A 16,977-nucleotide genomic window follows, 5' to 3' on the forward strand; every position below is an offset into this window, starting at 1 on the left:
AGCTTCTATTTTGGATAAAGCATTTAGGGGAGAGTTATGAAACTATTTACATCAAATGGAGATAATCTTAATCAGATTAATGAAAAACAATTCAACTTAGAAAAAGATATTCAATCAATTACAGAATCTAATATGGACAAAGTATTTGGATTAGAGTTTGTAAAGAGTGAATACTCTCTTAATAACTTTAGAATAGATAGTTTATGTTTTGATACAAAAACAAAATCATTTGTAATAATTGAATATAAAAATACCAAAAATTTCTCTGTAATTGACCAAGGATATTCATATCTATCACTTATGTTGAATAATAAAGCAGAATTTGTATTACTATATAATGAATTAATGGATAAAAATCTAAGAAAAGATGATGTAGATTGGAGTCAATCTAAAGTTATATTTGTATCACCAACATATACTGTATATCAAAAAGAATCTATTAACTTTAAAGATTTACCAATTGAGTTATGGGAGATAAAACAATTTGAGAATAATACAGTTATGTATCTCCCTATAAAAGCAACTCAAACAACTGAGAGTATCAATACCATATCATCAGTTGATTCTACAATTTCTACTGTATCAAAAGAAGTTAAAACATATACAGAAGATGAACATTTGAATGGATTACCAAATAATATTTTAGAGATGTATGAAACAATCAAAACTGAGATATTAAATTTAGGTGATGTAACTCTTAAACCAACAAAACAATATATAGCATTTGTAGGAAATAAGAAAAATATAGTTGATTTTGTAATCAAAAAAAGTAAAATAAAGGTATATATAAATTTAAAATATTCAGAAATTGATGATTACAAAAATAAAGTTAGAGATGTAACTAATATTGGTAGTTGGGGTAATGGTGATTGTGAATTTACATATGAAAGTATTGATGATATGGATTATTTACTTACATTAGTTAAACAATCTTACAAAAAAAATGGATAACTTTAAATCATTTAGGGGAGAGTTGTAAATATGGATAAGTCAGTTATACCAAATGGATTTTATTGTTATGGAGTTAGAGTTAATTCAAAATATAATAATATTCCTTATACAGAAGATATTGATTTTTTTGATTACTATGATAAGGTAATTTGTCCATATTGGAATAATATTGGTAATGGATTAATAAAATGTGATTATTTAAACCAACTTACTTTAAATTTGGAAGATAATGATTGTGAAAAAAAATCTTTAAAATATTTCAATGGAGATAAATCAAAAGTTTCTGAATCTGATGGGTATCTTTTTTGGGATAAAGTTAAAGATTGTGGTGTAAATATTGATATGGGTAATGATAATGATGATTTTGAGTTAATCTCTGATGAAAAACTACAAAAAATTAATCAGATTAGAGATAGGGAGTAGTAAAACTACTCTCCCATCTTTTCTAATTCTTTATTATATTTACTCTTTCTGTTAGAAACTTTGTTTTTTAGTTTACCATACCCAATAAACTCACCATTTTTATCATTTGGATTGATTTCACAAATCATACAGTAAGATTCACATTTCTTTTTTAATAAATCTAACTCTTTCTGAGATACACTTTCACCTTTTTTCTTCCCTAAAACAATTGATAAAATTGAATCTTTATCATCTTTAGATAAATCATATTCTTTTTTCAATAACTTTGTTAATTCATTATCAGATTGTTTTGGATTTTCCATATCAATAATTTCATTACAGATGTTTTGTAACTCTGTAAGTTGTAGTATTTGTAATTGTAATTCATTTTTATCCATTGTGTATCTCCATTGTTAAATTTTAAATTAAGTCATTATACATAAAATCCATTGACAAAGAAATTAGATGGATAAAATCAGATAAATTTGGTTTTTCTGTTGGATTCCAATGTATTAATTTTGGATAAAACTTCATCAATCTCATATCCAATTTTTTGGATAATTTCAGATTTTACAGTTACATTATCATATATTTTTAAACTATCAAATATCATCAGTAATCTATCTTCAACAAACTTCTCAATGGATTTACCCTTTGAAATATACTCTTCTAAGAGATGGAGATGTTTTAAATCTTCCATCACCCATCACCTTTTATAATTTTTTCTCTATCAGATTGTTTCACCATATCAGAGATTACATTTTTCAACACATCAATTTTATCTTTATCAGATTTACCATCAATCTTCCCATTCTTCTCAAATTTTTCTATCACATCAAACATCTGAGAGAGTGTATCTCTTAACTTTTTTTTGTTCCCTTTTGAAAGGGGATTTTTTATTTCATCAACTTCATTTATAAGGTTTTTTAATTTCATTTTTTCTTCTCCATTTTTTTCTTAATACTCTTTCTAAAATATTTATTCATATGTGGTACATATTTTTTTGTTATAGATTCAAAATATTTCTCATAATCATCTATGGTTATATCTCTATCATAAAAATCATTCCAATCATACATATCCATAAACATCTCCAACTCTTTTATAATAAGTGATTTACTCAATCCATTTTTAAAATCACTACTGTTTTTTAGGGTGTTGATAATCTTCTTTCTTTTTTGTTTACTTATCTTCATCTATTTCCTCCCAAAACATTAAGTTTTTATGATGGATAGGATTATTTTTAATAACAGTATCTTTGAAATATTTCTCATAATCTTCCAATGAAATCTCACCATTTTTTAACTCTTTTTCTAATCCATACTTATCAAAGAAATATTGGAGAAAATCAACTACCATTTCTTTCATATAGTCATCTTCAAAATAATCATCACTATCACAAATGGATTCTAAAATATAATCTCTATACAATTCATTATCATTGAGAGTTGTTTCTCTCAATGATTTTTTAAACTCTCTTTTCATAAGTTTGTGTTTGGGTTTATCAAACTTTTTCACAACTTCTTTAAAATAGGTGTTGTAGGTTTCTTCATCTAATATCAGATTGTTTAAATAACTATCTATATCAAACTTATCAACCACCATTTTAAAAGTTTGAATTTCTATCCCCTTTTCATAATCATTAAGAAAATAAGGGTATTTCTCCAAACAATCTAAAACTGTGTATATAAACTCTCTATTCATTTTCATCATCTCCTAAAATATATTTAATCAACAGTTGGTATCCATCATCACCATATCTCTTTACTAAATCATCTTTGTAATACCACTCCATATCCATCACATCAAAATAACTACCAAAATGGGTGATAAATTCTTCAACACCACCACCTTTGGTTAGTATCATCTCTAATAGATTTGAAACCATCATACTTTCCCACTCACCATCAAAGAGATTGGATTGTTTAACAGATTGATAAATCAGTTCTTCAATTTCATTAGGATTTCTCATAATAACTCCAACTGTTTTATTTTTATTTATACTCATTCTATGTATCTTTTTGGTTTTTAGGGAAATATTTTGAGATTTGTATAGTAGGTGTCAAATTTTGTCTATAGGGAGTTTTTATCGCAATCAATACCATTATGAGGGTTAGTTATGGTTTTGGGGTATTTGACTGTTGTATGTGATTCACAGAGAGGTTAAATCAACCCTCTCTTTCTTAATTCACTATCTGTTAGAAAATACATTTTTTTCATATCATCACTATAACCATTGGAGTATTCAACAGTAAAGACTAAACTTCCATTTTCAATTTTTTCTAATGTTTCTGTAGGATTTTGAGTTAATTTCTCACCGAATGGATTTTTAATCAAATAACTATTATCAATCCACCACATACCATTGATAATTATTTTTGGATTTCCACCTTTAGATATATCAATGTGGTGTTTTGATTTTTCTTCATCTATAAAATTATCAATTTTTATCTCAATATCCGTTTTTTCTTTTGGTTGAAGTTTTTTCATTTCACTCTGATAAGATTTTTGTTTATACCCATCTAAATTATCAATTTGTTCACCTTTTTTAATTTTCCTCTCAATTCTCTTATCAACAGCTTCTTTAATTTCTTTTGGAATCTCTTCTTTTGGTTCAGAATCTTTATCAGTTTCTTTTTTTACTAAATTTTTAAATTTAAACTCATATTTTTTTAATTTTCTACCAATTATTGTTGGATATTCAATATCTAAATCTGAAATGTTTTTATCTTTATTTTCATCTAAATCTGAAATGTTTTTATCTTTATTTTTATCTTTGTATATTACAGTATTAACATTTTCAATGTCTTTTTGAAATCTATTTTTAGATGGTATTTTCCCAATTAAATTTTCTAAATTCTCTTTACTAATTTTGATACACTTATTTTTAAATAGTGAATAGTCTTTTATGAATAGATATAATTTTTTTGATTTATATCCTTTGATTTTAAACAAAATATTCAAATCAACTTTCATATAATATTTCTGAGTATGAAGAAATAGAAATAAAAAATCATCATTCAATGTTAAATATAAAATATTTTTATCAATTTCATATTCTTCAATCATTTTTAGTGGTTGAATATCCAATCTTTTATCTTTACCTAAACTGTTGATAACTATTTCTCTGTTTTGTAATTTTTGAATGAAGTTTTTCAAATCCTCATATGTATTGTTTGAAACAACTCCTAAATCATTAAACTGAGACAACTCAATTCTAACTGTAATATTTTCAAAATCATCACTAATAGAATGTTTTTTACCATTTTTTACAAATATCTTAACCTTACTTTCATCCTTCATATTTTTTCTAAACAGATAAAGTAATGAATAAAAATAATTTATCTCCTTTTCACTCATATGTACAACTTCATTTGATAATATAAAATAACTGTGTGAAATTACAGTTGGAATGTTGAAATACAAATTTTCCATAAAAAACTCCTAAATATATACTCATATCAATGTGTTAATAAAACCCTTTGATGTGGTATTATTTATTATACAATTTGTTTAAACTTTCCATTGATTTATCAACCAATTCCACTGATATGAAGTGGTATCTTCTTTTTCACCTTATTTTTATAGTATTTTAAAGGGGTTTTTTCACTAAATAGGTTAAGAGAGTGAAACAGAAATATCAATCAGAGAAGATAACTACTTTGTAGTTTCTACTCTGTGGTTACAAACCTTATAATTCCTATTTTATAATTTATGATTTTCATTTGAAATAATGTAAAATAAACAGTAGAAAGGATAGAATCTCATTATGAAAAAAGAATATACAAATACAGATATAAACAATATCATTGATAGTTTAGAATTCCATCTTAGTAATATTGATAGATTTGAAGATACCCAATATTTTGATAGTTATTTTGAGTTTGTGAAGTATTTTGAAAATATTGAAACAATTGATTATCATTCATTAGTTATTTCATCTTATTTTACTTATGGGTGGATGCCAACAATTCTGAAAAACTTTGATATGAAAGGTGATGTATCTAAACCACTTACAGTATTTAACAAAGTAAAAAAGAATGTTGATATTGATGAAGAAGAGTATATGAGTTTAGTAAAGTGTATCAATAACTCTATTGTAGGTGTTTCTAAAATCCTTCATTTTATCAATCCATATGAGTATCCCATCTTTGATAGTAGAATTAAAAATTACTTCAAAACAAATAATCTTTTAGATTCATTATGGAAACCAACATATCAGAATAAGAATAAGGATATACAACAATACAAAACTTATAGAGATGTTTGTTTAACTATCATCAATGATGGTAGATTTGATAGTATATATGATATGTCAATTCAAAAATTGGGTTTAGATAGAAATTTAACAAAGATGAGAGTTTTAGAAAATATGTTTTTTACATTTGGGAAGAAATAAAATACTATTTCAATAAATCTCTAAATATCTCAAAAATTTGAGGATATACTAATTCTATATCACCATTGGTATAATATAATTTATCCATCTCTGAATGAAAATCAATCCCATTACTGATACAAAATAATATCAACTCACTTATCTGAGTTGGTGTAAATGGAATCTCATCTAATGAATATATCCAAAACAATTTTATATGTGATTCTTTTAATATCAATCTTAGTAGTTTCTGATTGGTTTCAGTAGAGATTATAATATCATCATTTTCTATGAAAAAAATATCATATTTATATAGGAGTAAATCAACTCTCCTATCAATCTCTTTATCATCAATATTATTGGGTATGTAACACAGTATCATCTATTTGTCTTTTAATGGATGATACCGAATTTTTTGAGAGAGGGGAAGGGAAGGGGTTATGAAACAGAATTTATCAGTATGAATTTTTTATATTCCTTAATACTGAAACTTTAAGTATGTTGTTTATTATATTGATACTGTGTTTGGTATCCATATAAAATTCATTAGGTATTTCCATCTCAATGAATTCATCTTCAATGTAATCATATATAGATTGATGAAAACTAAAATTGATATAAGAATTAATTGAATTGAATCCATTATTATATTTATAACAATCCAAAGATTCACTTATTAAACATTCAACAAATATTTCATTCTCTTCAATCCACCCTTTCAAAATGGATATGTATAATTTCAATTCATCTTCATATTCTTCTTCATAATCACATATGAAATTTCCATTTTTCAGTTTAGTGAGTATTTTTATTACCAACTTTTCTTCTTTTGTTTTTCCCATAGGAAACTCCTTATCAATATGGTATTTTTGTTGGTAATTCTCCAACCCATTTATCTCTTAAACATCCTTATAATACCACTATGATGAATCTTAGAGAGAATCACAAATATGAGTATTTTAATCTTTATCATATGTTGATGGAGTATCTCTTATCCATTCCATTTATCTATCTATAATACATTTTATAACTACAAATCTATCAGTTGTAATCCCCTTATTTTATTGGTGAAAAAACTTAATCTAAAAACTTTTTCTATTAATCAACCACATACTCAAAATCCATCATAAATAAAATCATACATAGAATAAAATTGGAGTTTATGATGATAAAACACAAAAAAGTAACTTATACTTTAGAAAAAGGAATTATTGATTTTATAGAGAGTAAAAGTGATAGTTTAGGTATCTCAAAATCCAAACTTATATCACTTTATATTCAGAGTGGATATGATTTTATGGTGGATGAATATTATGATAATGGATGTAAACCTTTGGTTGATGTTAGAAAAAAAAGAAATAACACAATCCCAAAAACATTCACCCTACCAATTGATGTAGAATCCACTCTAAGTTGGTTTAGTGAGAAGTTAGGTGTTAAAAAATCTCACTTAGTGATGGGTTGTATTGTTGATTTTGAGAGAGAGTTTCAAAGAAAAGAGAGAGAAAAAACATCTCAAATCATTGATGATTTAGTAAAAATTGTTGATGAGAGTTATAATATTACAGATTGAGATTTGGTTGATGTATCATAAGAGATACATCTCCACTTCTTCATCTCTTAGGAGATATGTTTCATTGTTTTGGTAGTTATACTCAGTAACTTCCTTTGTTTCATAGGGTGAGAGGTTGATTTTACTGATACTGTTTTCATTTTCATCATACACAGTTACAGATGATAACTTATCTAACATATACCACTCTTCTTTGAATAGTTGATTGTTTTTGAAATACTTCACACAAAATTCAAAGAGATGAGAGTGGTAATGGGTGATTTCACAATACTTTACACCATCTTTGAAAACTGTTGAGTGTAACTCATCATTGTTGTTGTAGTAATCATCTTTGATGATTCTGTAGTTTTGGTCAAATAAATCCAACTCAAACTCATTGAGATTGTGGATAATATCTTCATCATAATTTCTTAACTCATATGTTGTATTTGTATGGGTTTCATACATAGTAATCCTTTATGTGTGGGTTACTACTTATTTTACATTTTTTGAAAAGAGAATTAAGAATAAGAAATTTATTTGAAACAATAAGTGTTAATATTTAGTAAATTTAAACACTTTTTAAGAAATTCTCGCTATACTTCCAAAACAAAAAGTAAGACATAAGAAAAAAGACATTAAAATACTTTTTATGAGTAATTTTAATGAGAAACTTATGGGAAACTTTGATTGGAAGTTTGGAAACTCTACACTTCCCACAAATGTGGGGTTTGATGGAATTCAGTATCCTCTCATCCGCACCATACAAGCCTTATATAAATGATTTCTTTATCATTTGTGTAAGGCTTTTTTTCTTTCATTAATGCGTCCTTAGCTCAGCTGGATAGAGCAACGCCCTTCTAAGGCGTAGGTCATACGTTCGAATCGTATAGGGCGTACCACTTCTAATAATCAGTTTATATAAATTTGAATACATTATGACTTCATTAATTGAAGTCTGAATCATAAAAATAATAATATAATAACTTATATTTGTCTTTAAGACTAAAAAAATCACTTACAATAATATTATTTAATCCATCTAACAATAAAAACCCCATAAAATATAGAGAAGGTAGTAAAGAAGAAAACATTTTCCAAAATTTAAGCCTGCATTAAGTTTAAACCCTTGACAAAGGGGCAAGATTTGTCTATAATTCCCGTCCAAATTCGCTGAGGCAAACAAGAGATTGAGAGCTAAAGATGAGATTGAGTTCTTTAACACAAAGTAAGTTTGTAAGAGAAGTAACTTTTATAAACTGAATATATATATGACAAAAAAATAAGAAGAATACAAATTCTTCGTCTATAATATCATACATAAAGTATGATAAAACAATGAGTAATTAATTTTGTATAGAAATACATAATTAGTCAGAGAACAAACACTTTATGGAGAGTTTGATCCTGGCTCAGAGTGAACGCTGGCGGCGTGCTTAACACATGCAAGTCGAACGAGAACGGGATTAGCTTGCTAATCTGTCAGCTAAGTGGCGCACGGGTGAGTAATATATAGGTAACGTGCCTTCAAGAGGGGGATAACAGATGGAAACGTCTGCTAAAACCCCATATGCCTTTAATGCGAAAGTATGCAAGGGAAATATTTATAGCTTGAAGATCGGCCTGTACAGTATCAGATAGTTGGTGAGGTAATAGCTCACCAAGTCAATGACGCTTAACTGGTTTGAGAGGATGATCAGTCACACTGGAACTGAGACACGGTCCAGACTCCTACGGGAGGCAGCAGTGGGGAATATTGCACAATGGGGGAAACCCTGATGCAGCAACGCCGCGTGGAGGATGACACATTTCGGTGCGTAAACTCCTTTTATATAAGAAGATAATGACGGTATTATATGAATAAGCACCGGCTAACTCCGTGCCAGCAGCCGCGGTAATACGGAGGGTGCAAGCGTTACTCGGAATCACTGGGCGTAAAGAGCGTGTAGGCGGATAGATAAGTCAGAAGTGAAATCCAATAGCTTAACTATTGAACTGCTTTTGAAACTGTCTATCTAGAGTATGGGAGAGGTAGATGGAATTTCTGGTGTAGGGGTAAAATCCGTAGAGATCAGAAGGAATACCGATTGCGAAGGCGATCTACTGGAACATAACTGACGCTGAGACGCGAAAGCGTGGGGAGCAAACAGGATTAGATACCCTGGTAGTCCACGCCCTAAACGATGTACACTAGTTGTTGCTATGCTCGACATAGCAGTAATGCAGTTAACACATTAAGTGTACCGCCTGGGGAGTACGGTCGCAAGATTAAAACTCAAAGGAATAGACGGGGACCCGCACAAGCGGTGGAGCATGTGGTTTAATTCGACGATACGCGAAGAACCTTACCTGGTCTTGACATAGTAAGAACCATTTAGAGATAGATGGGTGTCTGCTTGCAGAAACTTATATACAGGTGCTGCACGGCTGTCGTCAGCTCGTGTCGTGAGATGTTGGGTTAAGTCCCGCAACGAGCGCAACCCTCGTCATTAGTTGCTAACACTTCGGGTGAGAACTCTAATGAGACTGCCTACGCAAGTAGGAGGAAGGTGAGGACGACGTCAAGTCATCATGGCCCTTACGACCAGGGCTACACACGTGCTACAATGGGGTATACAAAGAGCAGCGATACAGTGATGTGGAGCAAATCTAAAAAATACCTCCCAGTTCGGATTGTAGTCTGCAACTCGACTACATGAAGTTGGAATCGCTAGTAATCGTAGATCAGCAATGCTACGGTGAATACGTTCCCGGGTCTTGTACTCACCGCCCGTCACACCATGGGAGTTGATTTCACTCGAAGCGGGGATGCTAAGATAGCTACCCTCCACAGTGGAATTAGCGACTGGGGTGAAGTCGTAACAAGGTAACCGTAGGAGAACCTGCGGTTGGATCACCTCCTTTCAGAGAAAAGATTAAGAGAGTCAAAACTCTTAATCAAAGTCAATATATATTCAGTTTATAAAGGTTATTTAAAAGATAGGTGAGAGGGCCTATAGCTCAGCTGGCTAGAGCGCTCGACTGATAATCGTGAGGTCCCAGGTTCAAGTCCTGGTAGGCCCACCATGATTAAATAATCTTAAAAGAAGAGATTAAAAAGTTGGGGAATTAGCTCAGCTGGGAGAGCGCCTGCCTTGCACGCAGGAGGTCAGCGGTTCGATCCCGCTATTCTCCACCAACAAACAAGAAGAAGTTAAATATAAGTTCAATAAATATTGGATTTATATTTAATTTTTTCAGAGATGAGAAGATTAAAGAAGTTATTTAAAAATATAATGTTAAAGTCAAAAATTTTTCTAAGAAAAGAAAGCAATTTCAAGAAAGAAAAGAAGAACACAACTATTTTATTAAATTTAATAAGATAGTAGCCAAGGAATAATTATCAAAAAAGGTTAGAGTAAGATCTAATTAAAAAAATAAGCTATTAAGGGCTAATGGTGGATGCCTAGACTGTAAGAGGCGAAGAAGGACGTACTAGACTGCGAAAAGTCACGAGGAGCTGTCAAGAAGCATTGATTCGTGAATATCCGAATGGGACAACCCAATATATAGAGATATATATTACCCAGAAATGGGGGCTAACGTGGTGAAGTGAAACATCTCAGTAACCATAGGAAGAGAAATCAAAAGAGATTCCCAAAGTAGCGGCGAGCGAAATGGGAGAAGGGCAAACCCTATGCTTGCATAGGGGGTTGAAGGACCATAATATGAGACTAAAGATAATAGTAGAAATATCTGGAAAGGTATAGCAAAGAGGGTGAAACTCCTGTATACGAAATTATCAATAGCTCTAATGGTATCCTGAGTAGGACGGAACACGTGATATTTTGTCTGAATCCGGGGGGACCACCCTCCAACCCTAAATACTACTTACAGATCGATAGTGAACAAGTACCGTGAGGGAAAGGTGAAAAGTACTCCAGCGAGGAGAGTGAAATAGAACCTGAAACCATTAGCTTACAATCATTCAGAGCCCTATGTGAATTTATTCACAGGGTGATGGACTGCCTTTTGCATAATGAGCCTGCGAGTTGTGGTATCTGGCAAGGTTAAGTCAAGTACGAAGCCGTAGCGAAAGCGAGTCTTAAAAGGCGAATTAGTCAGATGCTGCAGACCCGAAACGAAGTGATCTATCCATGGGCAGGTTGAAGCTGGTGTAAGAGCCAGTGGAGGACCGAACCGATGGGCGTTGAAAAGCCCCCGGATGACCTGTGGATAGGGGTGAAAGGCCAATCAAACTTCGTGATAGCTGGTTCTCTCCGAAATATATTTAGGTATAGCCTCTAGTAGTAGCATGTAGGGGTAGAGCACTGAATGGGCTAGGGCTGCTTACCGCGGTACCAAACCCTATCAAACTTCGAATACTACATGTGTAAGCTAGGGAGTCAGGCGTAGGGTGATAAAATCCTATGTCGAGAGGGGAACAACCCAGACTAACAGCTAAGGTCCCAAAGTTACATCTAAGTGGAAAACGATGTGGAGTTACTGTGACAACCAGGAGGTTGGCTTAGAAGCAGCCATCCTTTAAAGAAAGCGTAACAGCTCACTGGTCTAGTGATTCTGCGCGGAAAATATAACGGGGCTAAGATGTACACCGAAGCTTTAGATTCATAATTTATTATGAGTGGTAGGAGAGCGTTCTATTCAGCGTCGAAGCTGTACCGGTAAGGAGCAGTGGAGCGGATAGAAGTGAGCATGCAGGCATGAGTAGCGATAATTAAGGTGAGAATCCTTAACGCCGAAAACCCAAGGTTTCCTACGCGATGCTCGTCATCGTAGGGTTAGTCGGGTCCTAAGTCGAGTCCGAAAGGGGTAGACGATGGGAAATTGGTTAATATTCCAATACCAACAATTAAGCGCGATGTGGGGACGCATAGAGTTAATCGAGCTCACTGATGGAATAGTGGGTCGAAGGACGTAGGTTGTAATTTAGGTAAATCCGGATTACAAGAGACCGAGATCTGATAGGCTGAACAATCTCTTCGGAGAGCGTTTAGAATCGATGATACTGTCGTGCCAAGAAAAGCCACTAAGTATATTAATTGTTGCCCGTACCGTAAACCGACACAGGTAGGTGGGATGAGTATTCTAAGGCGCGTGGAAGAACCCTGGTTAAGGAACTCTGCAAACTAGCACCGTATCTTCGGTATAAGGTGTGCCTACTTTGGTATAGAGATTTACTCTCAAAAGCCTAAGAGGTTGCAACAAAGAGTCCCTCCCGACTGTTTACCAAAAACACAGCACTTTGCTAACACGTAAGTGGATGTATAAGGTGTGACGCCTGCCCGGTGCTCGAAGGTTAATTGATGATGTAAGCGTAAGCGAAGCATTTGATCGAAGCCCGAGTAAACGGCGGCCGTAACTATAACGGTCCTAAGGTAGCGAAATTCCTTGTCGGTTAAATACCGACCTGCATGAATGGCGTAACGAGATGGGAGCTGTCTCAACCAGGGATCCAGTGAAATTGTAGTGGAGGTGAAAATTCCTCCTACCCGCGGAAAGACGGAAAGACCCCGTGCACCTTTACTACAGCTTGACACTGTAGCTTGGATATTCATGTGCAGGATAGGTGGGAGGCTTTGATTACTAGACGCAAGTAGAGTATGAGCCATCCTTGAGATACCACCCTTGAATATTTGAGTTACTAACTGCGTACAATAAACTTGTATCAGGACAATGTCTGGTGGGTAGTTTGACTGGGGCGGTCGCCTCCTAAAAAGTAACGGAGGCTTACAAAGGTTAGTTCAAGGCGGATGGAAATCGCCTGATGAGTATAATGGCATAAACTAGCTTGACTGTGAGAGAGACAACTCGAGCAGAGACGAAAGTCGGTCATAGTGATCCGGTGGTTCTGAGTGGAAGGGCCATCGCTCAAAGGATAAAAGGTACGCCGGGGATAACAGGCTGATCTCCCCCAAGAGCTCACATCGACGGGGAGGTTTGGCACCTCGATGTCGGCTCATCGCATCCTGGGGCTGGAGCAGGTCCCAAGGGTATGGCTGTTCGCCATTTAAAGCGGTACGCGAGCTGGGTTCAGAACGTCGTGAGACAGTTCGGTCCCTATCTTCCGTGGGCGTAGGAAAGTTGAGAAGATTTGTCCCTAGTACGAGAGGACCGGGATGAACGTACCACTGGTGTACCAATTGTTCTGCCAAGAGCATCGTTGGGTAGCTACGTACGGATGAGATAAGAGCTGAAAGCATCTAAGCTCGAAGCCAACTTCAAGATGAACTTTCCCTGAAGATCCCAGTAAGACTAACTGGTTGATAGGCTAGATGTGTAAGCATAGAGATATGTTTAGCTGACTAGTACTAATAGATCGTTCGGCTTATTATTATACTTGGTTTACTATCTTATTAAGTTTACTAAAGTTGTGTTCAAAGAGACTTTAACATTAATATACTCAAAATATGAGTATAGAGTGAATAATAAAATTCATTGTATACTCATATTGCTGGTGGATATAGCGAAGTGGAAATACCCAGATCCATACCGAACCTGGAAGTCAAGCACTTCTGCGCTGATAATACTGCACCTTTCAGGTGTGGAAACGTAGGCCTCTGCCAGCTCTTGAGTTTTTACAAGCCCTTATCTATTTTAACTTATTTAAGTTATCTTAGTTATGGGCTTTTTTTTTGCCTTTTTTTTACTTTATGCATTTACTTTTACTTTATTTACTCTTTTATTTGTTTCTTTTTATTCTAAGCTTATTTTTTTCAAAGCTTATTTTCTAATAATTTGTATACTTAACTTTTAATAAGTTATAATAAGTTAATAATGATTTAGTAATTAGAAATTCCTTAAGTAAATAATTTTAAGAGGTGTAATATGGTAAATAGTATATTAAAAGATTTAGTTGTACTTTATGTTGAAGACCAAAAAGATGCGCAAGATGAATTGAAGCATGTGTTTGATAGAACATTTAAAAAAACAATAGTTGCAAATAATGGTGATGAGGGATTAAAGAAGTTTTTAATGCATAAAAAAAGAAACTATAACATTGATATAATAGTTACTGATATTAACATGCCAAAATTAAATGGTATAGATATGATTAAGGAAGTTAAGAAGTATGATAAAGATGTTAAATTTGTTTTAACTACTGCTTATACTGATCCTGAATATTTATTAGACTCAATTGAATTAGGTGTAACAGCTTATGTAACAAAACCAATTAATATAATGCAATTATTAGAAAAAATAGAATATGCATATAAACAAAAAATTGATAATGATAAATTAAATAGAATTATAAATAAAATGAAAGAGCATAATATAAAAGAGGTAGAAGAGTTTTTTGAAATTTTAGATAAAGAGACAAAAAAAGAGGAATCAAATGAGAATTTATATCTATCTGATGGTTTTTCTTATAACTTTAAAAATAAAGTGCTTTTAAAAGAGAATAAAACAATCTCTTTAGTTAATCAAGAAATTATGCTATTAGAGTATTTTATAAAAAATTCAAATAAAATTCTATCATATGAAGAGTTACTTCAAGCAATATCTATTAATAGTAGTGAGAATACTAGTTTAAATAACTTACGTACTGTAATTAAATCATTAAGAAAAAAGTCTTCAAAAGAATTAATTATGAATTTGTCTGGTGTAGGCTATAAATTGATTTTAGAGTAGTAATGCAAAATAGATATTTAGAATACTTCAATGAAAGTCCAAGCCTTTTTATAAAATTTAAAAGTAACAGTAATAAGATTGAATACATCACTAATAATGTCACAACTTTATTGGATTATACATTAGATGAAGTGTTGGACTCTAGCTTTTCTTTTGAAAATATTATTCATAAAGGTGATTACAAAGTAATAAAAAAAGAGCTAGAAGAATTAAATAGTTCTAATGAGATTGAATTATCACCTTATAGAGTATTAACTAAAAACAGTAATTATATTTGGGTTAAAGAAATAAGAAAAAAGTTTTATGATAATAAAACAAATGAAAATCATATATGCTCTTATATTTCAAATATAACAAAAGAGATAAACTTAAAAAAGAATCTTTTTTACACAAATAAAATAATAAAAACAGTTTATGATAATTCTGTACATTTAATTGCACTTCTTAAGCCAAATGGAACACTTATTAAAGCAAATAAAACTGCGTTAGAGTTTATTAATAAAGATGAGAAAGAAATTATTAATAAAAAGTTCTGGGATACTAATTGGTGGGATGAGAGTCAAAAACAAATTATAAAAAAAGATATAAAAAAAGCTAGCAAAGGCAATTTGGTTCATAGTGAGAAAAAAGTATTCGATGAATATTATATTGAACTTACTATAAAACCTGTTTATGATGAGAATAGAGTAATATATCTTGTTTGTGAGGGTAAAGATATAACTCAAGCAAAAAAGAAAGAAAAAAGAATAAATCATTATAACGAAATAATAAACAAGCAGTTAATTAGCATTACAAATAAAGAAGGAGTAATTAAAGAGTGCAGCGATGCTTTTTGTGAATTAACTGGATATGATAAAAATGAGTTAGTTGGTAAAAAGCATAATATTTTAAAGCATTCAAATAATAGTGATGAAAAATATAAAGATTTATGGGAAACAATCACTTTAAATAAGACCTGGAAAGGTAAGTTAAAAAATAAAACAAAAGATGGAAGAGCATTTTGGGTAGAAAATATTATTACACCAAATTGTGATGAAAATGGAAATATTGAAAGTTATACTGCAATCTATAATAATATAACTAGAAATAAAAAAATAAAAGAAAAACTAATCACTGATGAGTTAACAAATATATATAATAGAAGATATTTTAATAAAATTTTTAAAAAATACTATAAAAGATTTCAAAAATATGATGAAAATTTTGTTTTAATGATTATTGATATTGATTATTTTAAACAATATAACGACAATTATGGGCATTTAAAAGGTGATGAAGTATTAAAAGATGTTGCACAAACATTAAAATTAAATTTAAGAAAATGTGATTATGTTTTTAGAATAGGTGGTGAAGAGTTTGCCATACTTATTTCAATAAATAAACATAATGTATCAAAGATAATAGCTAATAAATTAAAAGAAGCGATTTATAATTTAAATATTACACATGAATTTAGTTTTTATAAAAGATTAACAATTAGTATAGGAGTAAAACAAGTAAATAAGAAGCCTTTATTAAAAAATAAAATTGAGATTTTTAATGATGCTGATAAAGCATTATATAAAGCAAAACAAAATGGTAGAAACAGAGTCTTTACTTTTTTAGATACTTAATTTTTGATAAATTATTATAATAAAAAGATATAATATATAATAAAAACTATATAATAGTTTAACCTAAGTTAAGGAGGCTATCATGCCAAACACAAAACAGATTAACGAATTAAAAGTTATTCTACTTGATAGAAAAGAGAAACTTTTAAAAAATATTTTGGGAAGTAGAGAAAATATTGATTTACTAAAAGGTCAAGATGTAAAAGATGACCTTGATTATGCTGAAGTTGTGTCTGATTCATTTACAGAAGGTATGATTGCTAACCACCATGTAAAAGAGTTGGAAGAGATTGAATTAGCTTTAAAAAAAGTTGAAGATAGAAGCTATGGAATATGTGATATGTGTGGCGTTGTTATACCTCTTGGAAGATTAAAAGCAAAACCCTATGCAAAGTATTGTACTGAATGTAGAACAGCTTTTGAGGCTGAACAAGCTAAAGGTAAATAAG

General features: G+C 31.2%; 17 protein-coding genes, 3 tRNA genes and 3 rRNA genes. 13 read left to right on the forward strand and 10 right to left on the reverse strand.

Annotated features, from left to right (window positions below; all coding sequences use genetic code 11):
* The first annotated feature begins 36 nt into the window (after nucleotides 1-36).
* Nucleotides 37-951, forward strand: coding sequence for a DUF5655 domain-containing protein (locus tag ACAN_RS01470; RefSeq protein WP_099334978.1), 915 nt, complete (start codon nucleotides 37-39; stop codon nucleotides 949-951).
* A gap of 30 nt (nucleotides 952-981) precedes the next feature.
* Complete coding sequence (locus ACAN_RS01475) at nucleotides 982-1,374, forward strand: hypothetical protein (protein ID WP_099334977.1); 393 nt, start codon at nucleotides 982-984, stop codon at nucleotides 1,372-1,374.
* Between the two features lie 5 nt (nucleotides 1,375-1,379).
* On the opposite strand, the gene ACAN_RS01480 is transcribed toward ACAN_RS01475, so the two are convergent.
* From ACAN_RS01480 to ACAN_RS01510, 7 genes are all read right to left on the reverse strand, one after another.
* A complete protein-coding gene (locus ACAN_RS01480; protein ID WP_099334976.1) occupies nucleotides 1,380-1,751 on the reverse strand; it encodes a hypothetical protein in 372 nt (123 codons plus the stop codon).
* Between the two features lie 77 nt (nucleotides 1,752-1,828).
* The gene (locus ACAN_RS01485; RefSeq protein WP_099334975.1) at nucleotides 1,829-2,053 is read right to left on the reverse strand and encodes a hypothetical protein; all 225 of its coding nucleotides are present in this window, start codon (nucleotides 2,051-2,053) and stop codon (nucleotides 1,829-1,831) included.
* Complete coding sequence (locus ACAN_RS01490; RefSeq protein WP_099334974.1) at nucleotides 2,053-2,289, reverse strand: hypothetical protein; 237 nt, start codon at nucleotides 2,287-2,289, stop codon at nucleotides 2,053-2,055. The genes ACAN_RS01485 and ACAN_RS01490 overlap by 1 nt, the downstream gene beginning before the upstream one ends.
* Nucleotides 2,286-2,549 (reverse strand): hypothetical protein, encoded by a 264-nt coding sequence (locus tag ACAN_RS01495; RefSeq protein WP_099334973.1) that lies wholly within the window; start codon nucleotides 2,547-2,549, stop codon nucleotides 2,286-2,288. The genes ACAN_RS01490 and ACAN_RS01495 overlap by 4 nt, the downstream gene beginning before the upstream one ends.
* On the reverse strand, nucleotides 2,536-3,057 hold the full coding sequence (locus tag ACAN_RS01500; protein WP_129587511.1) for a hypothetical protein: 522 nt from the start codon (nucleotides 3,055-3,057) through the stop codon (nucleotides 2,536-2,538). The genes ACAN_RS01495 and ACAN_RS01500 overlap by 14 nt, the downstream gene beginning before the upstream one ends.
* Nucleotides 3,050-3,361 (reverse strand): hypothetical protein, encoded by a 312-nt coding sequence (locus ACAN_RS01505; RefSeq protein ID WP_099334971.1) that lies wholly within the window; start codon nucleotides 3,359-3,361, stop codon nucleotides 3,050-3,052. Before ACAN_RS01505 ends, ACAN_RS01500 begins: the two co-directional genes overlap by 8 nt.
* A gap of 155 nt (nucleotides 3,362-3,516) precedes the next feature.
* Nucleotides 3,517-4,788 carry a RepB family plasmid replication initiator protein gene (locus ACAN_RS01510; RefSeq protein ID WP_099334970.1) on the reverse strand — a complete coding sequence of 424 codons (1,272 nt, stop codon included), beginning with the start codon at nucleotides 4,786-4,788 and terminating at the stop codon, nucleotides 3,517-3,519.
* A 334-nt stretch (nucleotides 4,789-5,122) separates the two neighbouring features.
* Here ACAN_RS01510 and ACAN_RS01515 point away from each other — a divergent pair, with 334 nt between their 5' ends.
* Complete coding sequence (locus ACAN_RS01515) at nucleotides 5,123-5,752, forward strand: hypothetical protein (protein WP_099334969.1); 630 nt, start codon at nucleotides 5,123-5,125, stop codon at nucleotides 5,750-5,752.
* A gap of 4 nt (nucleotides 5,753-5,756) precedes the next feature.
* On the opposite strand, the gene ACAN_RS01520 is transcribed toward ACAN_RS01515, so the two are convergent.
* Nucleotides 5,757-6,113 (reverse strand): hypothetical protein, encoded by a 357-nt coding sequence (locus tag ACAN_RS01520; RefSeq protein ID WP_099334968.1) that lies wholly within the window; start codon nucleotides 6,111-6,113, stop codon nucleotides 5,757-5,759.
* A 73-nt stretch (nucleotides 6,114-6,186) separates the two neighbouring features.
* Nucleotides 6,187-6,573: a hypothetical protein gene (locus ACAN_RS01525; RefSeq protein ID WP_099334967.1), complete on the reverse strand. Its 387-nt coding sequence runs from the start codon at nucleotides 6,571-6,573 to the stop codon at nucleotides 6,187-6,189.
* Between the two features lie 323 nt (nucleotides 6,574-6,896).
* Between ACAN_RS01525 and ACAN_RS01530 the strand changes: the two genes are divergently transcribed.
* Complete coding sequence (locus ACAN_RS01530; protein ID WP_099334966.1) at nucleotides 6,897-7,304, forward strand: hypothetical protein; 408 nt, start codon at nucleotides 6,897-6,899, stop codon at nucleotides 7,302-7,304.
* A 15-nt stretch (nucleotides 7,305-7,319) separates the two neighbouring features.
* On the opposite strand, the gene ACAN_RS01535 is transcribed toward ACAN_RS01530, so the two are convergent.
* Entirely contained in the window at nucleotides 7,320-7,751 is a 432-nt protein-coding gene (locus tag ACAN_RS01535) for a hypothetical protein (RefSeq protein ID WP_099334965.1), read from the reverse strand.
* A 357-nt stretch (nucleotides 7,752-8,108) separates the two neighbouring features.
* Between ACAN_RS01535 and ACAN_RS01540 the strand changes: the two genes are divergently transcribed.
* The 9 genes from ACAN_RS01540 to dksA all read left to right on the forward strand — a co-directional run bounded on the left by ACAN_RS01540 (nucleotide 8,109) and on the right by dksA (nucleotide 16,976).
* Nucleotides 8,109-8,185 (forward strand) — tRNA-Arg (locus ACAN_RS01540).
* Nucleotides 8,186-8,672: 487 nt separating this feature from the next.
* Nucleotides 8,673-10,187: ribosomal RNA gene (locus ACAN_RS01545) — 16S ribosomal RNA — on the forward strand.
* Between the two features lie 85 nt (nucleotides 10,188-10,272).
* Nucleotides 10,273-10,349 (forward strand) — tRNA-Ile (locus tag ACAN_RS01550).
* A gap of 36 nt (nucleotides 10,350-10,385) precedes the next feature.
* Nucleotides 10,386-10,461: transfer RNA gene (locus ACAN_RS01555), tRNA-Ala, on the forward strand.
* 236 nt (nucleotides 10,462-10,697) lie between these two features.
* Nucleotides 10,698-13,619 (forward strand): 23S ribosomal RNA (locus tag ACAN_RS01560).
* A gap of 117 nt (nucleotides 13,620-13,736) precedes the next feature.
* Nucleotides 13,737-13,852, forward strand: a 5S ribosomal RNA gene (gene rrf, locus ACAN_RS01565).
* The 16S, 23S and 5S rRNA genes sit together here with 3 tRNA genes alongside, the layout of an rRNA operon.
* Before the next feature lie 259 nt (nucleotides 13,853-14,111).
* Nucleotides 14,112-14,915: a response regulator transcription factor gene (locus ACAN_RS01570; RefSeq protein ID WP_099335421.1), complete on the forward strand. Its 804-nt coding sequence runs from the start codon at nucleotides 14,112-14,114 to the stop codon at nucleotides 14,913-14,915.
* A 2-nt stretch (nucleotides 14,916-14,917) separates the two neighbouring features.
* Nucleotides 14,918-16,528 carry a sensor domain-containing diguanylate cyclase gene (locus tag ACAN_RS01575; RefSeq protein WP_099335422.1) on the forward strand — a complete coding sequence of 537 codons (1,611 nt, stop codon included), beginning with the start codon at nucleotides 14,918-14,920 and terminating at the stop codon, nucleotides 16,526-16,528.
* Nucleotides 16,529-16,610: 82 nt separating this feature from the next.
* Entirely contained in the window at nucleotides 16,611-16,976 is a 366-nt protein-coding gene (gene dksA, locus ACAN_RS01580) for an RNA polymerase-binding protein DksA (protein ID WP_099335423.1), read from the forward strand.
* The last annotated feature ends 1 nt before the right edge of the window (nucleotide 16,977 follow it).

This window comes from Malaciobacter canalis, assembly GCF_008000835.1.
Classification (GTDB): domain Bacteria; phylum Campylobacterota; class Campylobacteria; order Campylobacterales; family Arcobacteraceae; genus Malaciobacter; species Malaciobacter canalis.